The 20,299-nt window shown below is 42.2% G+C and carries 13 protein-coding genes; 8 read left to right on the top strand and 5 right to left on the bottom strand.

Annotated elements, in window-relative coordinates; all coding sequences use genetic code 11:
• Positions 1 to 132 precede the first annotated feature (132 nt).
• The 3 genes from H6G14_RS05140 (at position 133) to H6G14_RS05150 (ending at position 4,828) form a co-directional block, all read left to right on the top strand.
• Positions 133 to 1,989: an NAD(P)H-quinone oxidoreductase subunit F gene (locus tag H6G14_RS05140; RefSeq protein WP_190566038.1), complete on the top strand. Its 1,857-nt coding sequence runs from the start codon at positions 133 to 135 to the stop codon at positions 1,987 to 1,989.
• An 86-nt stretch (positions 1,990 to 2,075) separates the two neighbouring features.
• On the top strand, positions 2,076 to 3,578 hold the full coding sequence (locus tag H6G14_RS05145) for an NADH-quinone oxidoreductase subunit M (protein WP_190566039.1): 1,503 nt from the start codon (positions 2,076 to 2,078) through the stop codon (positions 3,576 to 3,578).
• 119 nt (positions 3,579 to 3,697) lie between these two features.
• Positions 3,698 to 4,828: a CO2 hydration protein gene (locus tag H6G14_RS05150; protein ID WP_190566040.1), complete on the top strand. Its 1,131-nt coding sequence runs from the start codon at positions 3,698 to 3,700 to the stop codon at positions 4,826 to 4,828.
• 44 nt (positions 4,829 to 4,872) lie between these two features.
• Here the strand turns inward: H6G14_RS05150 and H6G14_RS05155 are convergent, their stop codons facing one another.
• A complete protein-coding gene (locus H6G14_RS05155; RefSeq protein WP_190566041.1) occupies positions 4,873 to 8,586 on the bottom strand; it encodes a HEAT repeat domain-containing protein in 3,714 nt (1,237 codons plus the stop codon).
• A gap of 200 nt (positions 8,587 to 8,786) precedes the next feature.
• Between H6G14_RS05155 and miaB the strand changes: the two genes are divergently transcribed.
• From miaB to H6G14_RS05170, 3 genes are read left to right on the top strand one after another with little or no spacing between them, the layout of a single operon-like run.
• A complete protein-coding gene (miaB, locus tag H6G14_RS05160) occupies positions 8,787 to 10,151 on the top strand; it encodes a tRNA (N6-isopentenyl adenosine(37)-C2)-methylthiotransferase MiaB (protein WP_190566042.1) in 1,365 nt (454 codons plus the stop codon).
• A gap of 49 nt (positions 10,152 to 10,200) precedes the next feature.
• Complete coding sequence (locus H6G14_RS05165) at positions 10,201 to 10,425, top strand: DUF433 domain-containing protein (RefSeq protein WP_011319779.1); 225 nt, start codon at positions 10,201 to 10,203, stop codon at positions 10,423 to 10,425.
• The gene (locus H6G14_RS05170; protein ID WP_190566043.1) at positions 10,422 to 10,763 is read left to right on the top strand and encodes a DUF5615 family PIN-like protein; all 342 of its coding nucleotides are present in this window, start codon (positions 10,422 to 10,424) and stop codon (positions 10,761 to 10,763) included. The genes H6G14_RS05165 and H6G14_RS05170 overlap by 4 nt, the downstream gene beginning before the upstream one ends.
• A 32-nt stretch (positions 10,764 to 10,795) precedes the next feature.
• Here the strand turns inward: H6G14_RS05170 and H6G14_RS05175 are convergent, their stop codons facing one another.
• Both H6G14_RS05175 and H6G14_RS05180 read right to left on the bottom strand, forming a co-directional pair.
• Positions 10,796 to 11,569 carry a hypothetical protein gene (locus H6G14_RS05175; RefSeq protein WP_190566044.1) on the bottom strand — a complete coding sequence of 258 codons (774 nt, stop codon included), beginning with the start codon at positions 11,567 to 11,569 and terminating at the stop codon, positions 10,796 to 10,798.
• 131 nt (positions 11,570 to 11,700) lie between these two features.
• Positions 11,701 to 12,108, bottom strand: coding sequence for a hypothetical protein (locus tag H6G14_RS05180; RefSeq protein WP_190566073.1), 408 nt, complete (start codon positions 12,106 to 12,108; stop codon positions 11,701 to 11,703).
• Between the two features lie 124 nt (positions 12,109 to 12,232).
• On the opposite strand from H6G14_RS05180, the gene H6G14_RS05185 reads away from it, so the two are divergent.
• Positions 12,233 to 13,489, top strand: coding sequence for an ABC transporter substrate-binding protein (locus tag H6G14_RS05185; RefSeq protein WP_190566045.1), 1,257 nt, complete (start codon positions 12,233 to 12,235; stop codon positions 13,487 to 13,489).
• Between the two features lie 520 nt (positions 13,490 to 14,009).
• On the top strand, positions 14,010 to 17,378 hold the full coding sequence (locus H6G14_RS05190) for a PAS domain S-box protein (protein WP_190566046.1): 3,369 nt from the start codon (positions 14,010 to 14,012) through the stop codon (positions 17,376 to 17,378).
• A gap of 235 nt (positions 17,379 to 17,613) precedes the next feature.
• Here the strand turns inward: H6G14_RS05190 and H6G14_RS05195 are convergent, their stop codons facing one another.
• Positions 17,614 to 18,687 (bottom strand): ATP-dependent 6-phosphofructokinase, encoded by a 1,074-nt coding sequence (locus H6G14_RS05195; protein WP_190566047.1) that lies wholly within the window; start codon positions 18,685 to 18,687, stop codon positions 17,614 to 17,616.
• A 328-nt stretch (positions 18,688 to 19,015) separates the two neighbouring features.
• Positions 19,016 to 20,047, bottom strand: coding sequence for a dihydroorotate dehydrogenase-like protein (locus H6G14_RS05200; protein ID WP_190566048.1), 1,032 nt, complete (start codon positions 20,045 to 20,047; stop codon positions 19,016 to 19,018).
• Positions 20,048 to 20,299: the final 252 nt, after the last annotated feature.

A 20,299-nucleotide genomic window follows, 5' to 3' on the forward strand; every position in this document is an offset into this window, starting at 1 on the left:
AAATTAATCGTTTAAGTTTAGTGAAAAGAAAGTTAAAAAAAGCATATTTTTTGGCAAGTTTTATTTTTTTTAGTAAATGATTGTTTTAAGAGTTTTAGAAAAGTTAAGGCTGAGTCTTCAAGGGAAATATAAATGAATCAGTTTCTATTTGCAACAAGTTGGTGTGTGCCTTTTTACAGCTTACTAGGCGCACTGTTGACATTACCTTGGGGAATAGGAATAATTCGACGTACTGGGCCTAGGCCTGCGGCGTATTTTAACTTGTTGACTACCATTGTGGGCTTTGCTCATAGCCTATGGGTATTTAAGGATATTTGGAGCAGAGAACAAGAAAATTTCGTGATTACTTGGTTTCAAGCTGCGGATTTAAACTTATCCTTTGCGTTGGAACTCTCACCTGTCAGTATTGGAGCGACCGTATTAATTACAGGGCTGAGTCTGTTAGCGCAAATTTATGCCTTGGGTTACATGGAGAAAGACTGGTCATTGGCGCGTTTTTTCGGTCTGCTTGGCTTTTTTGAGGCAGCACTGAGTGGTTTAGCTATTAGTGACTCTTTATTTCTCAGCTATGGACTATTGGAAATATTGACGCTTTCCACTTACCTACTTGTAGGGTTTTGGTACGCTCAACCGTTAGTGGTAACTGCTGCACGAGATGCTTTTTGGACAAAGCGCGTGGGTGACTTGTTGCTGTTGATGGCTGTTGTCACACTTTCCACCTTAGCAGGTAGTTTAAACTTTTCGGATTTGTATGAGTGGGTACAAACTGCGAATTTAGACCCTGTAGCGGCAACATTGTTGTGTTTAGGGTTGATTGCAGGCCCGGCTGGTAAATGCGCTCAGTTTCCCCTGCATTTGTGGTTAGATGAGGCGATGGAAGGGCCTAACCCAGCGTCTGTGATGCGGAACTCACTGGTGGTTGCTGGTGGTGCTTATCTATTATACAAACTGCAACCAATTTTAATTCTGTCGCCCGTGGCTTTGAATGCCCTGATTATAATCGGTGGGGTGACAGCAATTGGAGCTAGTTTGGTTTCTATTGCCCAGACTGATATTAAGCGGGCGTTGTCTCATTCCACCAGTGCATACATGGGGCTGGTGTTTCTGGCGGTGGGTTTAGAACAGGGTGGTGTAGCTTTGATGCTGTTGTTGACTCATGCGATCGCCAAAGCATTACTATTTATGAGTTCGGGTTCTATCATATTCACCACCCATAGTCAAGACTTGACAGAAATGGGTGGTTTGTGGTCGCGGATGCCAGCCACCACTACCGCTTTTGTAGTTGGTTCCGCCGGGATGGTGACACTGTTACCACTAGGTAGCTTTTGGGCGATGTTGTCTTGGGCTGACGGTTTGGTAAGAGTTAGCCCTTGGGTAATTGGAGTTTTGATTCTAGTCAATGGTTTGACGGCTTTGAACTTGACGCGGGTATTTAGACTGGCATTTTGGGGTAAACCGCAGCAGAAAACCCGCCGTGCGCCAGAGGTTGGCTGGACAATGGCTTTCCCAATGGTGACACTAACAATCTTGAGTTTATTATTACCCCTGATGTTACAGCAGTGGTACTTGTTACCGGCTTGGGAAAGTATTGACTGGTACGTAGTTTTAGTTTTGGTGTCATCTACGGTGGCTGGTGTAGTGATTGGGTCAACGATTCATTTACACAAAGCTTGGTCTCGTTCCACAGTCCTGGCTTGGAGATTCATACAGGATTTATTGGGTTATGACTTTTACATTGACCGCATTTATCGCCTGACAGTTGTGAGTGCAGTAGCTTTATTGTCGAGGATTTCGGCTTGGAGCGATCGCTATTTAGTTGATGGTTTAGTGAACTTGGTGGGCTTTGCTACCATTTTCGGCGGACAAGGTTTGAAATATAGCATCTCTGGTCAATCTCAAGGATATATGTTGACCATCCTCGCCGTAGTCGGTGCTTTAGGCTTTTTCATTAGCTGGTCATTGGGCTTACTGGATAAATTGCCTTTTTAGTCAACAGTCATCCGTCAACCGTCATCAGTCTTCTTTCACCCCTGCATCTTCTCACTCCCCCATCCCTCATCTCCTCATGATTATCTATGCTTAGTGTCTTAATCTTTGCCCCATTGTTGGGTGCGCTGCTAATTGGTATCCTCCCCTCTGGTATTAATGGGAGAAGTTCCCGTAACGTGGCATTGATTTTTGCCAGTGTGACTTTTCTGTGGTCGGTGATACTAGCTAGCCAGTTTCAACCAGGAGAAGTTAACCAGCAGTTTAGTGAGTTCTTACCTTGGATAGATTCCTTAGGATTGAGTTATAATCTTGGTGTGGATGGTCTATCTTTGCCGTTGCTGGTGTTGAATGGATTATTAACTGCCATCGCCATCTACAGCAGCGATGAATCCTTGCAGCGTCCTAAGTTTTATTACTCCTTGATATTGGTGTTGAGTACTGGGGTGGCGGGAGCCTTTCTGGCGCAAGATTTACTACTATTCTTCTTGTTTTACGAGCTGGAACTTATTCCCCTGTATCTCTTAATTGCGATTTGGGGTGGTGCCAAACGGGGCTATGCAGCTACGAAATTTTTGATCTACACCGCTTTTTCGGGAATTTTGATTTTAGCCAGTTTCTTGGGCATGGTTTGGTTGAGTGGGTCTGGTAGTTTTGCACTATCAACCTTAAATGCTCAGTCTCTCCCCTTAGCAACTCAACTGCTACTTCTGGGGGGAATTTTAGTTGGTTTTGGCATCAAAATGCCCTTGGTTCCTTTTCACACTTGGTTGCCAGATGCTCACGTTGAAGCCTCTACACCGATTTCCGTGTTGCTGGCTGGTGTGCTGTTGAAGTTGGGAACTTATGGCTTGTTGCGGTTTGGGATGAATTTGTTACCAGCAGCCTGGGGGTATTTAGCACCTTGGTTGGCAGTTTGGGCAGTGGTGAGTGTGTTGTATGGTTCTTCATGTGCGATCGCGCAAACAGACATGAAAAAAATGGTAGCCTACAGTTCAATAGGACATATGGGCTATGTGCTGTTAGCGGCGGCGGCGGCGACACCTTTAAGCACCTTGGGCGCTGTCATGCAAATGATTAGCCACGGTTTAATTTCGGCACTGCTGTTTTTGTTGGTGGGGGTTGTGTATAAAAAAGCAGGTAGCCGCGATTTAGATGTAATCAGAGGTTTGTTGAATCCAGAACGAGGTATGCCCGTAATTGGTACTTTGATGATTGTCGGCGTGATGGCTAGCGCCGGAACTCCGGGGATGGTGGGATTTATCTCCGAATTTATTATATTTAGGGGTTCTTTTGCGGTTTTTCCGGTGCAAACCCTGTTGTCGATGATTGGTACTGGATTAACGGCGGTTTATTTCTTAATTCTCGTTAATAAAGCATTTTTTGGGCGCTTATCGGCCCAGGTTATGAATTTACCACGGATTTATTGGAGCGATCGCGCTCCTGCTTTTATCTTAGCGGTGCTAATTGTGATTTTTGGCATTCAACCTTCTTGGTTAGCTCGTTGGACTGAACCCACCATTACAGCTATGTTTAGTGTTGAAAGTACGGTGGCAACAGTTTCTTTAGAGAAAGCAAAGGGGAAAAGTTAGTAATGGGTAATTGGTAATTGGTAATTGAAGTTTACTTACCTTTTACCTATTACTAACATCCAAGAATAATATAAGCCTAAAAACAGAAAGATATTTTTATTTATGACGGAGAAATTATCATGGTAAATATTAAAAATAAACCAGCTAATAAACCTTTAGCTGAATATATCGAACGCCTACAACAAGGAGAAGCGTTACTCGTAGATAGTCCCCAAAATGTGTTAGAAGTGGTGGGCATTCTCAAAAGCTACGGTGTCGTTTTAGATGCTTATTCTAAAAATTTAATTTATATTGCCGAAAATCAATTTTTAGTATTTTTCCCATTTTTTAAATATTTTAATGGAGAGTTTTCTTGGGGAAAATTACTCCGTCATTGGTGGCATAACAGAATCAATTTTGAATATGCCGAGTATTGTATGAAAGCCATGATGTGGCACGGTGGCGGTGGCTTAGACGCATATTTAGATACTGCGGAATTTCAACGCCGAGCAGAAGCCGTTATTCAAGCAAAATTTGCGAAAAATCCTTTGGTTAAAGGAATCAATCAACTGTTTCCAGATTTTTTAACGGAAAACTTAAGAGTATCTGCTTACTATAGTGGTTTGGGTCAGTTTTGGCGAGTCATGGCTGATATTTTCCTAGAATTATCAGACCTTTATGACAAAGGTAAAATCCAGACCATTCCCGAAGTTGTAGAGCATATAAAAGCTGGGTTGGTTGCAGATGCTATGAAGCCAATCACCTACGCGGTGAAAATACAAAATAAAGTCTATGAAATTATTCCTGAAAGTTTAGGTTTGACTTTCTTGGCAGATACAGCAATACCTTATGTAGAAGCCGTATTTTTTAGAGGAACTCCCTTTTTAGGAACAGTTTCCTATAATGCTCAAGCTTATCAAATTCCTCCCGACCAATCTCGATTTCAATATGGTGCATTATACGCTGACCCGTTACCTATTGGTGGCGCAGGTATTCCGCCTACCTTGCTGATGCAGGATATGCGTCATTATTTGCCAGAGTATTTACATAAAATTTATCGCCAAAGTCTCAGGGGTGAGGATGATTTGCTAGTGCAGATTTGTATTACTTTTCAAAAGTCAATGTTTTGCGTTACCACAGCCACCATTTTGGGACTGATGCCTTTTCCTTTGGATACGAAAGAATCATCGGAACAGGAAGCTAATCAAATCTATTTTGAAAAGTGGATGGATAGATTTGTCACGTCACGCTTGGTTGATGTTAATAAATAATTGGTAATTGGTAATAATTTTCTTTTCCCATCCCCAATCCCCAATCACAAACCCTGTTGCAATTTCTTACTTGCAAATTCTCTCACTTGCTCGTCTGGGTCATTTGTGGCGCGATCGCGCAATAATTGTAGAGTCTGGGGATGGTGGGGATATTGTTCAATAATCGTTTCTAGGGCTAATTGTCGGGGATTAAGTTGAAAGTTGTACTCACGGGTAAAGGGGTCATTGACGGCACAGTTATAAAACACCTCAAATATACTAGGGTCGTCTTTAAAACTGCGAGTTAATTCTTGCAATGCTGTATGTCGCACATCTAAATGTTGGTCTGTCATCGCCCGTTTTTTCAAAATTGGTAAAGTATCAGGGTCATCCTGAAAACCCCTAGCTAACTCTTGTAATGCGGCTTGGCGGACGTTGGCATATTTATCTGAGGTGGCACGTTTTTTTAGTATTGGTAGGGTATCTGAGTCATCTTTAAAACCTCTGGCTAATTCTTGCACCGCCGCCCGGCGGACAGATTCATTATCATCAGTTGTGGCGCGTTGTTTGAGGATAGGGAGGGTATCAGGGTCATCTTTAAAACCCCTGGCTAATTCTTGCACAGATGCCCGGCGCACATCTGCGTGTGTATCAACAATAGCTCGCAGTTTGAGGATATGTAGAGTATCGGGGTCATCTTTAAAGCCTCTAGCCAATTCTTGCACAGCCGCCCGGCGGACATACTTATCACCATCAATAGTGGCACATTGTTTTAACCAGGAGAGAGTTTGCGAGTCATCTTTAAAACCCCTGGCTAATTCCTGCACTGCAACCTGGCGGACATCAAAAGACTTGTCAGCGATCGCACTCTGTTTAAGAATAGACATAGTATCGGGGTCATCTTTGAAACCCCTGGCTAATTCCTGCACTGCGGCTTGGCGCACATACTCATTTTCATCATGAGCCGCACTCTGTTTGAGAATAGATAAAGTATCGGCATCATCTTTAAAAACTTTGGCTAATTCTTGCAATGCAGCTTGACGCACAGTCCAATCATGAGCCGTGGTGCATTGTTTCAGCCAAGGTAAAATATCGGGACTATCTTTAAAACCCCTAGCTAATTCTTGCACTGCTACTTGTCTGACAGCTCCCGAATTATCCTCTATGGTGCGTTGTTTCAGCCAAGGTAAAGTATTTGGGTTATCTTTAAAAACCCTAGCTAATTCTTGCACTGCTATTTGCCGGACATATTCATTTTCATCAATAGTTCCGCGTTGTTTGACAATGGGCAAAGTATCAGGGTCATCTTTGAAAACCTTTGCTAATTCTTGCACGGCAGCTTGGCGTACAGTTCCATCACTATCGGTAGTCGCACATTTTTTCAACCAAGGTAGGGTATCAGGGTCATCTTTGAAACTCCGTGCGAGTTCTTGCAAGGCCACACTCCGCACATATTCCCGTTCATCAGCCGTGGCTAGTTGTTTTAACCAAGTCAGCGTTTCTGGGTCATCTTTCCAAGCTGTGGCGACAGATGTCACTGCTTTGGTACGAATTTCTTGGACTAGCTGGGTTTCTTCCTCATCCAAATAAGGTTGATAATAGTAGCCCAGGTCATATTTAGTTAATGTTTTGATTTGGTGTAGCAATTTGGTGGCTGTGGATGCTACTAATAAACGATTTCGCACCTCTGCTAGACATTTAGCAGCAAGAAAAAGATTGATAAACTTTTCCTTTTCACCATTTTGAGCCATTAAATAATCGAGAATCTCACAGACAAACCTTGGCTCAATCATGCCTGTAATTAGGCGTAATACCTCATGCCATGTTTCGTCTTGCCAGTGTTTGCCAAATACCTCATGATTCAGGTCTTTAATGGAAAGCGTTTGTGTTTCTTTAAATTGCCAGACAAATTCCCAAGCACAGAAGTATTCTAAAAAAGTCCGGTGGACAAAAGCATAATAATCTGCACCCAAATAAGACAACATAAAGTTGCGAGTCCGTAATTGATTAATCATGACTCTGGCAACTATGATGGGTTGTTCAAATTCAATATTTTTTAAATAGCGGATTAAAATCTTTTCTAAATCGCCCGTACTAATCAAATTTCCAGCCAAACCTTTCTCGCTGGTTTGCATACGGTAGGCGACTTGACGTAACATCGCCTGCTTATCTTTATAGTCAATAGTTTTTGGGTCTAGGCGGTAATCTTCCACTAAGGCGCGTTCCACATCCCATTGATGCAGTAGTACCCGTGATGCTTGTTCGTACAGGGTGGCTCTATCTCTGGGCAGTTCTTGATTACGGTTGAGAATGGCCATCATCGTTAATAATAAGGGATTACCTGCCAGTTCGGCGATCGCATGGGATGTATCAATTGCCCTATGCAGGCGCTCTTTTTTCCGCCTTCTATCCCCCTCATCACAGAAAGTTAATTCATGCCAACGATGGATAAAATCTTGAATTTGTTCTGGTTCTAAATCTTGTAACATAAAGTGGCGAAACTCTGCATCTCGCAACCTTTGGGGCTTGTACCCAATCAGGCGAGAAGTGACAATCACGCGCACATCAGGATACTGATTAGTGAATCGATGAATATCAGTAATAATATCTTCTCGTTTTCCCGGTTCAAAGACTTCATCTAAGCCATCAAACATCACTAAAGCATTACCAGTCTTTAGTTGTTCATGTAGTTTATGTTGATTTAAGTGATGTACTATCCCGCTACTTTTATGAAAGAAATCCATAAAATTACTGCATTCATTATTTTCCCGTCTCCGCATATAAGTACGTAGCTCAATTAATAAAGGCAGTGGCTGATAAACGGCATTTCCTAAAGGTGTTTCTGCCCAATTTAAGGCGAGAAATTGTAATAATGTGGATTTTCCTGAACCTGGGTCGCCTAAAATCACTATATATTGATAATTTTGTTTGTTATTAATAACATCTAATATGGAAAATGTTGGTTGTTCAATATAGACTTGTTTATAATAAGCTAGTTCATCTAGGGAAATATCCTCTACTTGGTTGCTTTCTCGCAATCGTTTTAAATGTTCTTTGGGTAGTTCGTGAACTTGAGGTAAAACCTGATGGACTTCCCGCACATTTTGAGCAATAAACATTCGCCATAGCTTCAACTCATTGTAAGCGTAGCCAGTGGTATCGAGACTATCTAATTTCAAGTTACCATATCGTTCCCGCAGACCTTCTTGATAACCAAGCAAGTCAAACTCCGTAGGGATGCTAGACATTTGCTGTAGGCTATCTCTCACTTCTTCTAAATGTTGAGAATCGAAAATTGGGCGTAACTTATCTGATTCTCGAATAATTGCTTTTACTTTCTTGAGATAACGTTTCGCTAGTCTTTCCCAATCAAATGCTTCGGGTAAAGGTAGTAAATTATCTGCATACCAAGCGGTTACTAGACTCTGATAATCTATAACTTGACAGTCTGGTTGAAAGGGAAGACCAAGAAGATGTTGGAGAGATTTATTATGAATAAACTTAGTTAATGGCGGATTGTATTGTTGCAGTTCCGCTTCTTCTAAATCTGCATCTTCTAATTCCTGCTGCATTAACTGCAAAAATTCCTTCAATGCTTTACCCGCAGCAGTTTCAATATCTTCCTTTTGCAGTTTCTGTAGAATATTATTGGGAACCGCTTTTAATAAGTCCTTAGCCCAGTCCTTTGCTGCGTCCTTTGCTAAGTCCTCAAAAATAGACTTAAAAGCAAACCCGACAGCTTGAGTTACGCCCCAAACAGCTAACCAATCTAATATCATACCCGCGTTTGCCTAGCGTTAGACTTCGAGTATAGCCATCAACTATGGGAATGGCTGTAGATTTCAGCATATTTGAAGAAATGTGATATGGAACTATTTTTCACAGCTTGGGGGTTGTTAAAGTTGCTCGACAGTCACTAGAGTAAATAGAGAAGCACACAAAGCATATTTAACATACAGCTAATTAAGCATAATTGCCCATGACCACTTCTAACCGCCGCTATCACATTACTACCTTTGGTTGCCAAATGAATAAAGCCGACTCAGAGCGCATGGCTGGCATCTTAGAAGACATGGGCTTTGAGTTTTCCGAAGATCCCAACAATGCAGATTTAATTCTCTACAATACCTGTACAATTCGGGATAATGCTGAACAGAAAGTTTATTCTTATCTCGGTAGACAAGCCAAGCGCAAACACGAACAACCAGACTTAACCTTAGTTGTAGCTGGTTGTGTTGCCCAGCAAGAAGGGGAAGCACTACTGCGACGAGTGCCAGAACTAGATTTAGTCATGGGGCCACAACACGCCAACCGTCTCAAAGATTTGCTGGAGTCAGTGTTCGCTGGTAATCAAGTCGTCGCCACTGAAGCCGTCCATATTATGGAAGATATCACCCAGGCGCGGCGAGATAGCACCGTGACAGCTTGGGTAAATGTGATTTACGGCTGCAATGAACGCTGTACCTATTGTGTAGTTCCTAACGTGCGCGGCGTGGAACAGTCCCGTACACCGGAAGCCGTTCGTGCGGAAATGGAAGAATTAGGACGGCTAGGTTACAAAGAAATCACCCTGCTTGGTCAAAATATTGACGCTTACGGTAGAGATTTACCGGGGGCGACACCAGAAGGAAGACACCTACACACCTTTACAGACTTACTGTATTACGTCCATGATGTGCCAGGAGTAGAAAGAATCCGATTTGCTACTAGCCATCCCCGTTATTTTACGGAGAGACTAATTAAAGCTTGTGCAGAGTTACCCAAAGTTTGCGAACACTTCCACATTCCTTTTCAATCTGGAGATAACCAACTATTAAAAGCAATGGCACGGGGTTACACTCAAGAGAAATATCGCCGGATTATCGACACAATTCGTAGATATATGCCAGATGCTTCCATTAGTGCCGATGCAATTGTTGGTTTCCCAGGGGAGACAGAGGAACAGTTTGAGAATACGTTGAAATTGGTGGACGATATTGGCTTTGACCAATTAAACACAGCCGCCTATTCACCCCGTCCCGGCACACCAGCAGCTTTATGGGAAAATCAACTGAGTGAAGAAACCAAAAGCGATCGCCTACAAAGATTAAACCATTTAGTGAACGTGAAAGCAGCCGAGCGATCGCAACGTTACATGGGACGCATCGAGGAAGTTTTAGTAGAAGAACAAAACCCCAAAGATCAAACCCAAGTCATGGGACGCACACGCGGTAATCGTCTCACCTTCTTCAAGGGAGATATTAATGAACTCAAAGGGCAATTAGTCAAGGTGAAAATTAACGAAGTTCGTGCTTTTAGTTTGACTGGTGAAGCGATAGAAGTGCGGCAAGCTATACCAGTTTAAATGAATTTACACCACACTGGAAGTAATTATTTGTGGAGTCTGAATCTAAATGTCAAACTTGTTGCAAAGAATCACGGTCAACCCTAAACAGTGTGGTGGTCGTCCCTGCATTCGTGGTATGAGAATTAGGGTATCAGATGTACTTGATTTGTTGGCTGCGGGACTTAGCTCCGAGCAAATCTTAGCAGAAATGCCCGATTTAGAAATGGATGATTTGAAAGCATCACTCGCCTACGCTGCTCGTAAATTAAATCATCCCATCCTGACGGCATGACAACGATTTGGATTGATGCACATTTGTCGCCGGTGATTGCTACCTGGATTAACAACACATTTGGTATTACAGCATTGGCATTGCGTGACATTGGCTTGAGGGATGCTGAAGACCTGGAGATTTTTGAAGCAGCAAAAGCTCAAGGAGTTATCTTCATGACTAAAGACAGTGATTTTGTTGACTTAGTAGAACGATTAGGAGAGCCACCAAAAATCATCTGGCTAACCTGCGGTAATACATCAAATGCTCGTTTGCAAGAGATTCTGAGTGTTACACTACCGGACGCATTGAGGCTTCTACAAGCAGGCGAGAGATTGGTAGAGATTAGCGGAGTTTAATATAACTGCATAAAAGCGATCGCCAGTTAGTCTCAAGCTGTCTTAAAAAAGCGAATGATTTCTCGCACATGATCGAGGAATTGTCCATCGGTAGAAAGCTGGGCGATCGCATTTCTGGCTTCTCTCGATAATCGCTCATGTTCAGTTTGATTTGTAGCCCGCAATTCTTCTAAATTAGCGGCGATTTTCGCTAAGTCTCTACGGGTTTCCTCCCCAAAGCGTTGTTGTGTGGCTGCTAAAGAATAGGGCTGTTCTAGGTTAAATTGGTCTTCCAAAACTTTAACTTTCTCCTCTAATTCAACAAAGCGATGACGGAGTTCTACTATATCTTCGTGGGGATATTTCCATTCTTGGCTAATCATGGTTAGTCGTGCATAGATATACTCATAAGCACGAATTGCCGGTCTGAGGATTGTTAATAATAAAGCTGCGCCAGAACTGATATAACCTACAGCACTAATACCTGTGGCAGCGAGGAGATAAAGACCAATAGCTGAGAACAAGTGTAAAGCCAAAGCTACCCACAGCGATCGCTTGGCTAACCCTTGGACATATCGCACTTGTCGCTCATCCACAGGAATTTCTTTTTCCCTGGACTGTGCTGCTTCAGCTAAAACTTGTTTAGCTTGAAAATGAATATTCCACGGTACAGTCACAATGACTAACAACCACCAAAAACTCGCCCCTCCAATTACCCAATCCAGAAAGCTACCCGCAGGTACATGAAACCATTGCAATACGCTAAAAGCTAGCAATACTGTAATGACAATTCCGGCAATAGAACTAATAAAAAAATTTACATACATATAGCCATTTCTCCCATAAAACTAACTTGTAATAGTCTTGCCATAGGCTATTACGAATTAGTTTCATCATGGCTATGCTGGAGGATTTATACAGAAAAGTCTGTGATGCTTTTTCCAGTTGCATATATGATTTATGGGATGAGATAGCTACGCCAAACTGGTTCTGTATCTTTACCAGTCTTATCTGGAAGTAGCAATCGCCAAGTTTTGCCTTCTTGCTGGATTTGTAGGTAAACATCAAAGGGTTGTTGCAGTTTGGTTAACTGTCTCTTGGGTAATTGGAAAGTTAAGTCATAGGTTCCCAGGACTCGGAAGGCGGGTAGATTTTGAATTGTCAGGGGTTGTTCCTGACGAATCTTCAGGCGTTTAATTTCAAAGCCTTGGAAATTTAAATCTAGCTGTTGATTAAGTTTTTCTTGGGTTTGTTCTAGCTGGAGTGCGACCGCTCTCTGCACTAATTCGCTAGTCGGCAATAAGCCAATATTATTACAACCCACTAATAATAGTAGTAATACTGCTGTGAAAAAAAACCGCACCATGTCACTTGTAATAGACTTCAGCGATAGTATAGCGGTAGATACCTGTAGTTTTTTAGTCAATAGTCATTAGTCAGTAGTTATCTTTCCCATATCCCTGCTTCTTCCCTATCCTCTATCTCTGGCGATGAAAAAAAGTTGGTGGCAATTTTTGGGATTAGTGATGGCGATCGCGATCGCCATTGTTGCTTACCATAGTTGGCAAATACAGAGTTCGTCTTCAGCATCTGTCCCAGTCACTGTTAAACTCAGTGGCTGGGGTGGTTCTCCGGTTGAGCAAAAACTATTGAAGCAGGTTTTACAAGACTTTGAAGCACAGCATCCTCAAATAAAGGTCAAATATGAGGTGATTTCTGACCAATACATGGACGTGATCAAAACCCGCTTGATTGGAGAAGCTGCACCTGATGTCTTCTACCTGGATGCACTGGAGGCTCCTTTTTTGATGAGCCAGAATGTGCTGGAACCATTAGACAGTTACATCACCCCCGCATTTGACTTAAGCGACTTTGAAGCCAATCTCCTAGATAACTTTAAATACCAAAACCATATCTACGGTTTCCCTAAAGATTATTCTACTTTGGCGCTGTTTTATAACAAAAAAGCCTTTGCTGCTGCCGGTTTGACCAGTCCCCCAGCGACGTGGACAGAATTACGCACCTACTCCCAGCAATTAACAGGTAAACTCAACAAGTACGGCTTTGGGGAAGCACCGGAATTAGCGCGTCAGGTTTACAAAATTAAAGCTTTTGGTGGGGAGGCTGTTAATCAAAATGGTCATGCTACCTTTGCCAGTGAAGCTGGTTTACGGGGATTGGAATTAGTGATAGATCAGTATCAGAAAGATCAATCATCTGCTCAAAAATCTGACGTAGGGACAAACTCAGGTAGCGAAATGTTTGGTCAGGAGAAAGTGGCAATGGTGATTGAAGGTAATTGGGCGATTCCATATTTACAAGAAACCTTTCCCCAATTGGAATTTGCAACTGCACAATTACCAACAATTAATCGCAAAAAAGGCACGATGGTATATACCGTTGCTTATGTCATGAGTAAGCAATCACAGCATAAAGCCGCAGCGTGGGAATTAATTTCCTATCTCACAGGTAAAGCCGGAATGCAGAAATGGACAAGTACAGGCTTTGCTTTACCTACACGCAAATCAGTATCCCAAAAATTAGGATATGAGCAAGATCCATTGCGATCGCCTTTAGTTGCCGGTATTGATGATGCTACACCCTGGCAGGTTGGTAAATATCCAGCGCCAATTGTGAACAATTTTGATAATCAATTTGTCAGCGCCTTACTAGGACAACAACCATTAAAACAGGCGATGCTAAGGGCGCAAAATCAAGCAAATAAACAGATCCAAGCAATGGAGTGAAGCTGGGCATAGGAAAGAACTAAATTGCTATGTAAAAAAGTTGCAGCGCAAGGCTTGTATTGAAGATTTAGTAGCGATCGCCACAAAATATAACTATGTGATTTTAGTAATGAAAACTCGATAAGTGTTGATACTGGGGTATTTAACAGCATTGAATCTATTTAAATCTAGAGAATTAATCAACACATAAACAAATACTACCATTACCATTGGAAAAATGAATTACCATTTTTTCAGCCTAATTGGCATACCACAGCCATCAATTACGATAATCTTTTTAAAGTCGGAGATCACCTACTACTGATTTGCCAATAGAATAATTTTGAAGACCAACGAAATTACATCAACATCTCATCCGACCCAATCATTGAACGCATAAAATATCTTGTTTGTCTAGTCTTGGTATATTGCAATTTATTCTGAGATCTTGCAATATAGCCCAAGCAAATCACATTAAAACCTCATATTGAAATTTTACTCACTATCAGTTTAGCTAACTCGTTCTGCGGTCAATAAGATAATGAAGATTGACGAATTAACTATGCCATTCAACGAGATGCCGATTGATTTACATAATTTATATCATTTGATTGATCGTCATCCTTTGACGATTGATCCTGATAGTTATGTTATTGATGCTATTAGATTGATGAATCAACAAGGTAATAGTTCACCATCAATCAGCTTAAACTCACCGGAAATTTATAGCAATAAGAATTACAAACAAACTAGCTATGTTCTAGTAGTTGAGGCGGGAAATCTCTTAGGAATCTTCACAGAGCGGGATTTAGTCAGGTTGGCTGCATCAAAATTTGATTTATCAGATTTAAAAATATCTGAAGTGATGACACAACCATTGATCACTATGAAAATGTCAGACTTCCTAGATATTTTTACAGCTTTGTCCTTATTACATCAGCATCAAATTCGTCATCTACCAATTTTGAACGATAGAGAGCAATTGATAGGGATTGTGAGTGCAGCTAGCCTGTTGCAAGGATTGAATCAGTTAGAAACTTTTTGCTGTCTGCAATCCTTACGCAAACCACAACAGATAGAATTTTTACGCTACCCATCTCGTAATCCTTTCCAAGAGCTGGAGCATCACGACGAATTTCTGGGATTTAGGAAGGTTTGGCAACGAGATATTGTTGAAGTTCAACAGTCAAAACAAGCATTACAGCAAAGTGAGCAACTATATCGCCAGTTAGTTGAGTTGCAAAATGAGGTAATTTTGCGTGTTGATAATTTAGGGAGACTGACATTTGTTAATTCAGTAGCTTGCAAAATTTTTGGCAAGCCAATGGATGAGTTAATTGGTCAGCTAATATTTGAGTGGATGTTCCCTGAAGATGAAATCCCTCAAGCAAAAGAATATTTCCAAGCCCTCAAATCACCACCTTATCAAATCAGTATTAGCGAGCAGCCTGTATTAACACCTGGTGGTATACGTTGGTTTCAGTGGAATATTATCGGCATTGAAAATACAATTGGGGAGGTTGTTGAGTTTCAAGGGGTAGGCAGAGATATCACCGAACGCAGACAGGCGGAAGAATCACTACGACAGAGTGAGGCAAGATTAAATTTAGCCTTGGAAGCCGCCAACATGGGGATCTGGGATTGGTACCTTTTGACCAATGAAACCATCTGGTCTGCCAATATGGGATCACTGTATGGTCTGCCAAGTACAACTTTATGTCCTAGTCCTGAAGACTTCCTGCAATTAGTCCATCCTCAAGACCGAGAGAATTTCTCTCAGTCTGTCAAGAACAGTATTGAGCAAGGAATGCCATTTACCATCGAATATCGTACTGTCTGGAAGGATGGCAGTATTCACTGGCTCAATAGTAGAGGTCAAGTCTACTATGACAAAGCTGGTAAACCAATCAGAATGATTGGCACTACTAGAGATATTAGCGAACGCAAACAAGCAGAGGCATCCTTACGGGAAAGAGAGGAACTTTATCGCTCAGTGGTGACAGCTATGAGTGAGGGTATCGTTTTGCTACATACTGATGGTCAAATTATTGCTTGTAATGCAAGTGCCGAGAGAATTTTAGGGTTAAGTAGAGAGCAAATATTACAACGTACCTGTGTTGATGCGCGTTGGCTGACGATTCATGAAGACGGCTCCCCCTTTCCTTATGAACAGCATCCAGCAATGGAGACGCTACGTACAGGTAAACCCTGCTCTAATGTGGTCATGGGAGTTCACAAGCCGGATGGACAAATAAGCTGGATTTCGATTAATTCTCAACCTTTGTGTCGGGAACATGAAACAGTTCCTTATGCCGTAGTTACATCCTTTGCCGATATTAGTGAACAGCAAGCTGCACTACGCTTACGCCAACAAGCAGAGCAGAAAATCCGTGAGCAAGCAGCTTTACTAGATATAGCCACCGATGCCATTTTTGTCAAAGACTTACACGACAATATTTTATTTTGGAATCCAGGTGCAGAACGCTTGTATGGTTGGTCACAACAGGAAGCTATCGGCCGTAATGCCCAAGAATTACTATATTCTGAAACTTCATTGCACCTGCATGAAGCAGCTCTCAATGTTGTTATGGAGTTGGGATTGTGGCAGGGTGAGTTACAAAAACTGACTAAATCTGGCAAGGAAGTTATTGTGGAAAGCCGTTGGACACTAATGCGTGATGCAACTGGACAACCCAAATCAATTTTAGTTGTTGATAGCGATATCACCCAAAAAAAACAACTAGAAGAACAGTTCTTCCGCGCTCAAAGATTAGAAAGTCTGGGTACCCTTGCAGGTGGTATTGCTCACGACTTAAATAATATATTGACACCCATTTTGGCAGCGTCCCAACTCCTGAAAGTCAGATTTCCCGACGAGCAAGGACGAACATCAACAGTAGGCAGTACATCTTTTCAACACTTGTTAGAGATTGTGGAAAGCAACGCCAGACGGGGAGCAGGTTTAGTCAAGCAGGTGTTATCCTTTGCACGCGGTTTTAAAGGAGAACGGACAATAGTCCAACTCAAACACTTAATTACCGATATTATTCTGATTGGTAAACAGACCTTTCCCAAGTCAATTGAATTTACCAGTAGCTTTCCCGAAGAACTGTGGGCAGTCTGTGGGGATGTCACTCAATTACACCAAGTGTTGATGAATCTTGTCGTCAATGCTCGTGATGCCATGCCTAATGGTGGGAATATCCAGGTTACAGCAGAAAACATTTTGATTGATGAAACCTATGCCAGCATGATTTTAGAGGCACAGGTTGGTAACTACATTCGGCTGACAGTGACTGATACTGGCGCAGGAATGTCTCCAGAAATCTTAAATAGAATTTTTGAGCCATTCTTTACGACAAAAGATGTAGGAGTAGGTACCGGTTTGGGACTGTCAACCGTGCTGGGAATTATTAAAAGTCATGGGGGTTTTGTCAAAGTTTCCAGCAAAGTTGGTCAAGGTAGCCAATTTAAAGTGTTCTTGCCAGCAATCCCAGCAACACCAGATTTAACGATAGAAGAGATAGAAACACCATCAGGCAATGGAGAATTAATTTTGGTTGTCGATGATGAAGCACCAATTTGCGAAATTGCCAAGATGATTCTCGAAAAGTTTAACTATAGAATTCTGACTGCCTGTAATGGTATTGAGGCGATCGCTCTTTATGCCCAACACAAACATCGTATTAGCGCTGTTCTCATGGATATGATGATGCCAGAAATGGACGGTATCACAGCCATTCGCACCTTGAAAAAAATGAACTCAAAGGTACGAATTATTGCTAGTAGTGGGATCAATTGCACGGAAACAGTGGCACAAGCAGTTATGATAGGTGTGCAGCAAGTTTTACCCAAACCTTTTACAGCCAAGGAATTATTAAATAGCTTACATCACGTACTTAGAGGTTGAGGTTAGGGGGAGTAGGCTACGGTGTACACACATCTTTTTGCTGGGTGCAAAATGTCGTTCGATCCCCCTAAATCCCCCTTCAAAAGGGGGACTTTGATTCTTGTTCCCCCTTTTTTAAGGGGGGTTAGGGGGGATCAAAACGTTATGGGGCAAGGTTGATCAGACTTGTGTGTACACCGTAGGGGGAGTAGGGGGAAGAATTATTTTTGAATTTTGAATTTTGAATTTTGAATTGTTAAGTTTTTTCTCCTACATAAATACCCAAACAACGAGCGCTCTGTACCAAAGAACCTTGGGGATTTACGTGTAAAGGACTTTGAGCGACAACGTCCTGAATGGGTACTGGGATAGCTTCGCCATTTTGCCAACCTACCATCTGCCCAAATTTACCTTGAGCTACTAAATCAACAGCTGTTTTCCCAAAAACTGTCGCTGTTAAACGGTCTAAAGCTGATGGAATACCGCCACGCTGAATGTGTCCCAATACAGAAACTCTGGTGTCGATGAGATTTTGACTACATTGAGCAATTTGATCCGCAATATATTGACCACGACCGCATTTAGGAGGCGCACAAGCAGAGGCAATATTTTCTTGCACATCTTCCAGACATAGTTTTGCACCTTCAGCAACAACAACGATCGCAAATTTTCGTTGCCAGCGATCGCGCAATTCAGCTATATGTTGACATAATCTGCTAATTGTGTATGAAAGTTCGGGAATCAAAATTACGTCTGCACCGCCGGCAATACCCGCGTGTAGGGCTAGATGTCCGGCACTGCGTCCCATAACTTCGACAATCATCACGCGATCGTGACTTGCAGCAGTAAAGGTCAAGCGATTGAGGGCATCAACAATGGTATTGACAGCCGTATCAAAACCCACAGCGCGTTCCGTCAAAGCCACATCATTATCTATAGTTTTGGGAATCGCCACTAAATTCCAATTACCTCGGTTAGCCAATTCATGGAGAATGCCCAGACTACCATCACCGCCGATGACAATCAAAGCATCCAAAGCCAAAGCCTCATAACTGGCAAGCATTTCATCTATATGGGCTAAGGTGTCACCCTTATTAATTGTGCCTAAAATTGTGCCACCCATATTTAGCAGGGGGTCAATACCGCGCAAATCCCAGCCGTGCATATTGAGAGCGATCGCTTGACGCTCCCGTAAACCCTGAGTGGCATAAGGTATACCCAATACCTCCCAATCATAAGTAAGTGTTGCATGGCTGACAACTGCACGAATCACGCAGTTAAGCCCTGGACAGTCACCACCACTGGTGAGGATACCAATTCTTTTACGCATATTAGTTTTGGCGTTAGCCTCCTGTAAAAAAGCCGTAGGCTAGAAGTGAATTTTGATTTTGTTAGGACTTACGCAAACAGGTTATCTGTTGAGACCGGGTGTAAGGGTGTAAGAGGATGTTTGAAAAGTCCTATGCTTGGTAGCAAAACATTTTAGATCCCCCTAAATCCCCCTTAAAAAGGGGGACTTTGATTCATTTCCCCCCTTTTTAAGGGGGGTTAGGGGGGATCAATGAGTGCTTAAAATCACAGCCAATCACTTTTCAAATAACCTCTAAGGGTATAGGGGTGTAAAACATTTATTTTGAATTTTGAATTTTGAATTTGTATTACCCATGATAATGAGAAGGTTCATAAACCCTGCCCCAGTCTGGTTGATAGGTTTGCAGCGCCCGCATATATTGAGCGCGTTCAAAGGCGCTGGGGTTAGGACAGTGTTTTTGACTCATACTTCCTTGGAGTTGTTTTACTGATTCGTATTCATGTTTTTCCATCCATTGACGTATTTCCTGTTCAATACACTTGATATGCTCAATGCCGTGTCGCAATAGGACGGAACACAACATCGTAATATTGGCTCCCGCCATGAGCATTTTTAAGACATCATGACCGTTGTGAATGCCACTGGTAGCAGCGAGGTGAGCATTGATGCGACCATAAAGAATGGCAATCCAACGCAGAGGTAAGCGCATTGCTTGAGGGGTGCTTAACAATACATGAGGTTCTACTTCCAGGGTTTCTAAATTAATATCTGGTTGGTAAAAACGATTAAATAGCACCAAAGCATCAGCCCCAGCATCATCTAAACGCTTGGCCATGTTTGCCATATTGGTGAAATATGGACTGAGTTTAATTGCGACCGGAATCTGTACAGATGCTTTGACAACCTTGAGCATATTAATATAACTCTGCTCTATTTGTTCGCTAGTTAATTCTGGATCAGTGTGGACAGAATAATTATTTAATTCCAATGCTGTTGCACCTGCTTGCTCAATCATTCTGGCGTATTCAGTCCAGCCATCTAGAGAAGAACCATTCAAACTGGCAATAATGGGGATTTTTACCTTTTCCCTAGTTTTTTGAATCAGGTTTAAGTATTCTTCTGGGCCAAGGCGAAAATTTTGGTGTTGAGGAAAATATGTTAAGGACTCAGGGAAACTTTCAGTTCCGTAAGTCAAATGATGATGTAATTCATAACTTTCTAAACTCAACTGTTCTTCAAACAACGAAGGTAACACTACTGCACCTGCGCCTGCATCTTCCATCCAGAGAATATTGTCTATTTCTCCAGACATGGGAGACGCTGACGGGACGAGTGGCGATCGCAATCGTAATCCCAGATAATTAGTAGTTAAATCCATGAGTATTTTCCTGAAAAAATTTTAAATATAGTTAACTGTTGACTGTTGACTATTGACTGCCCCTTCGGGGCGGGAGTAGGGAGTAGGGGAAGAAATTAGCCCCGAAAAAGGTTTAAAGCCGAGTGGAATTGTGGGCGATAAAATCCTTGTATTGCAAGGTAGGTTGAAACCCCGCCCCTCTCTGCGAGACGCTACGCGAACGTGGGCGGCTTAGTTTCCCTACTCCCCAATCCCTACTCCCTACTCCCTTTC

It is taken from the genome of Nostoc parmelioides FACHB-3921, from assembly GCF_014696625.1.
GTDB classification, from domain to species: domain Bacteria; phylum Cyanobacteriota; class Cyanobacteriia; order Cyanobacteriales; family Nostocaceae; genus Trichormus; species Trichormus parmelioides.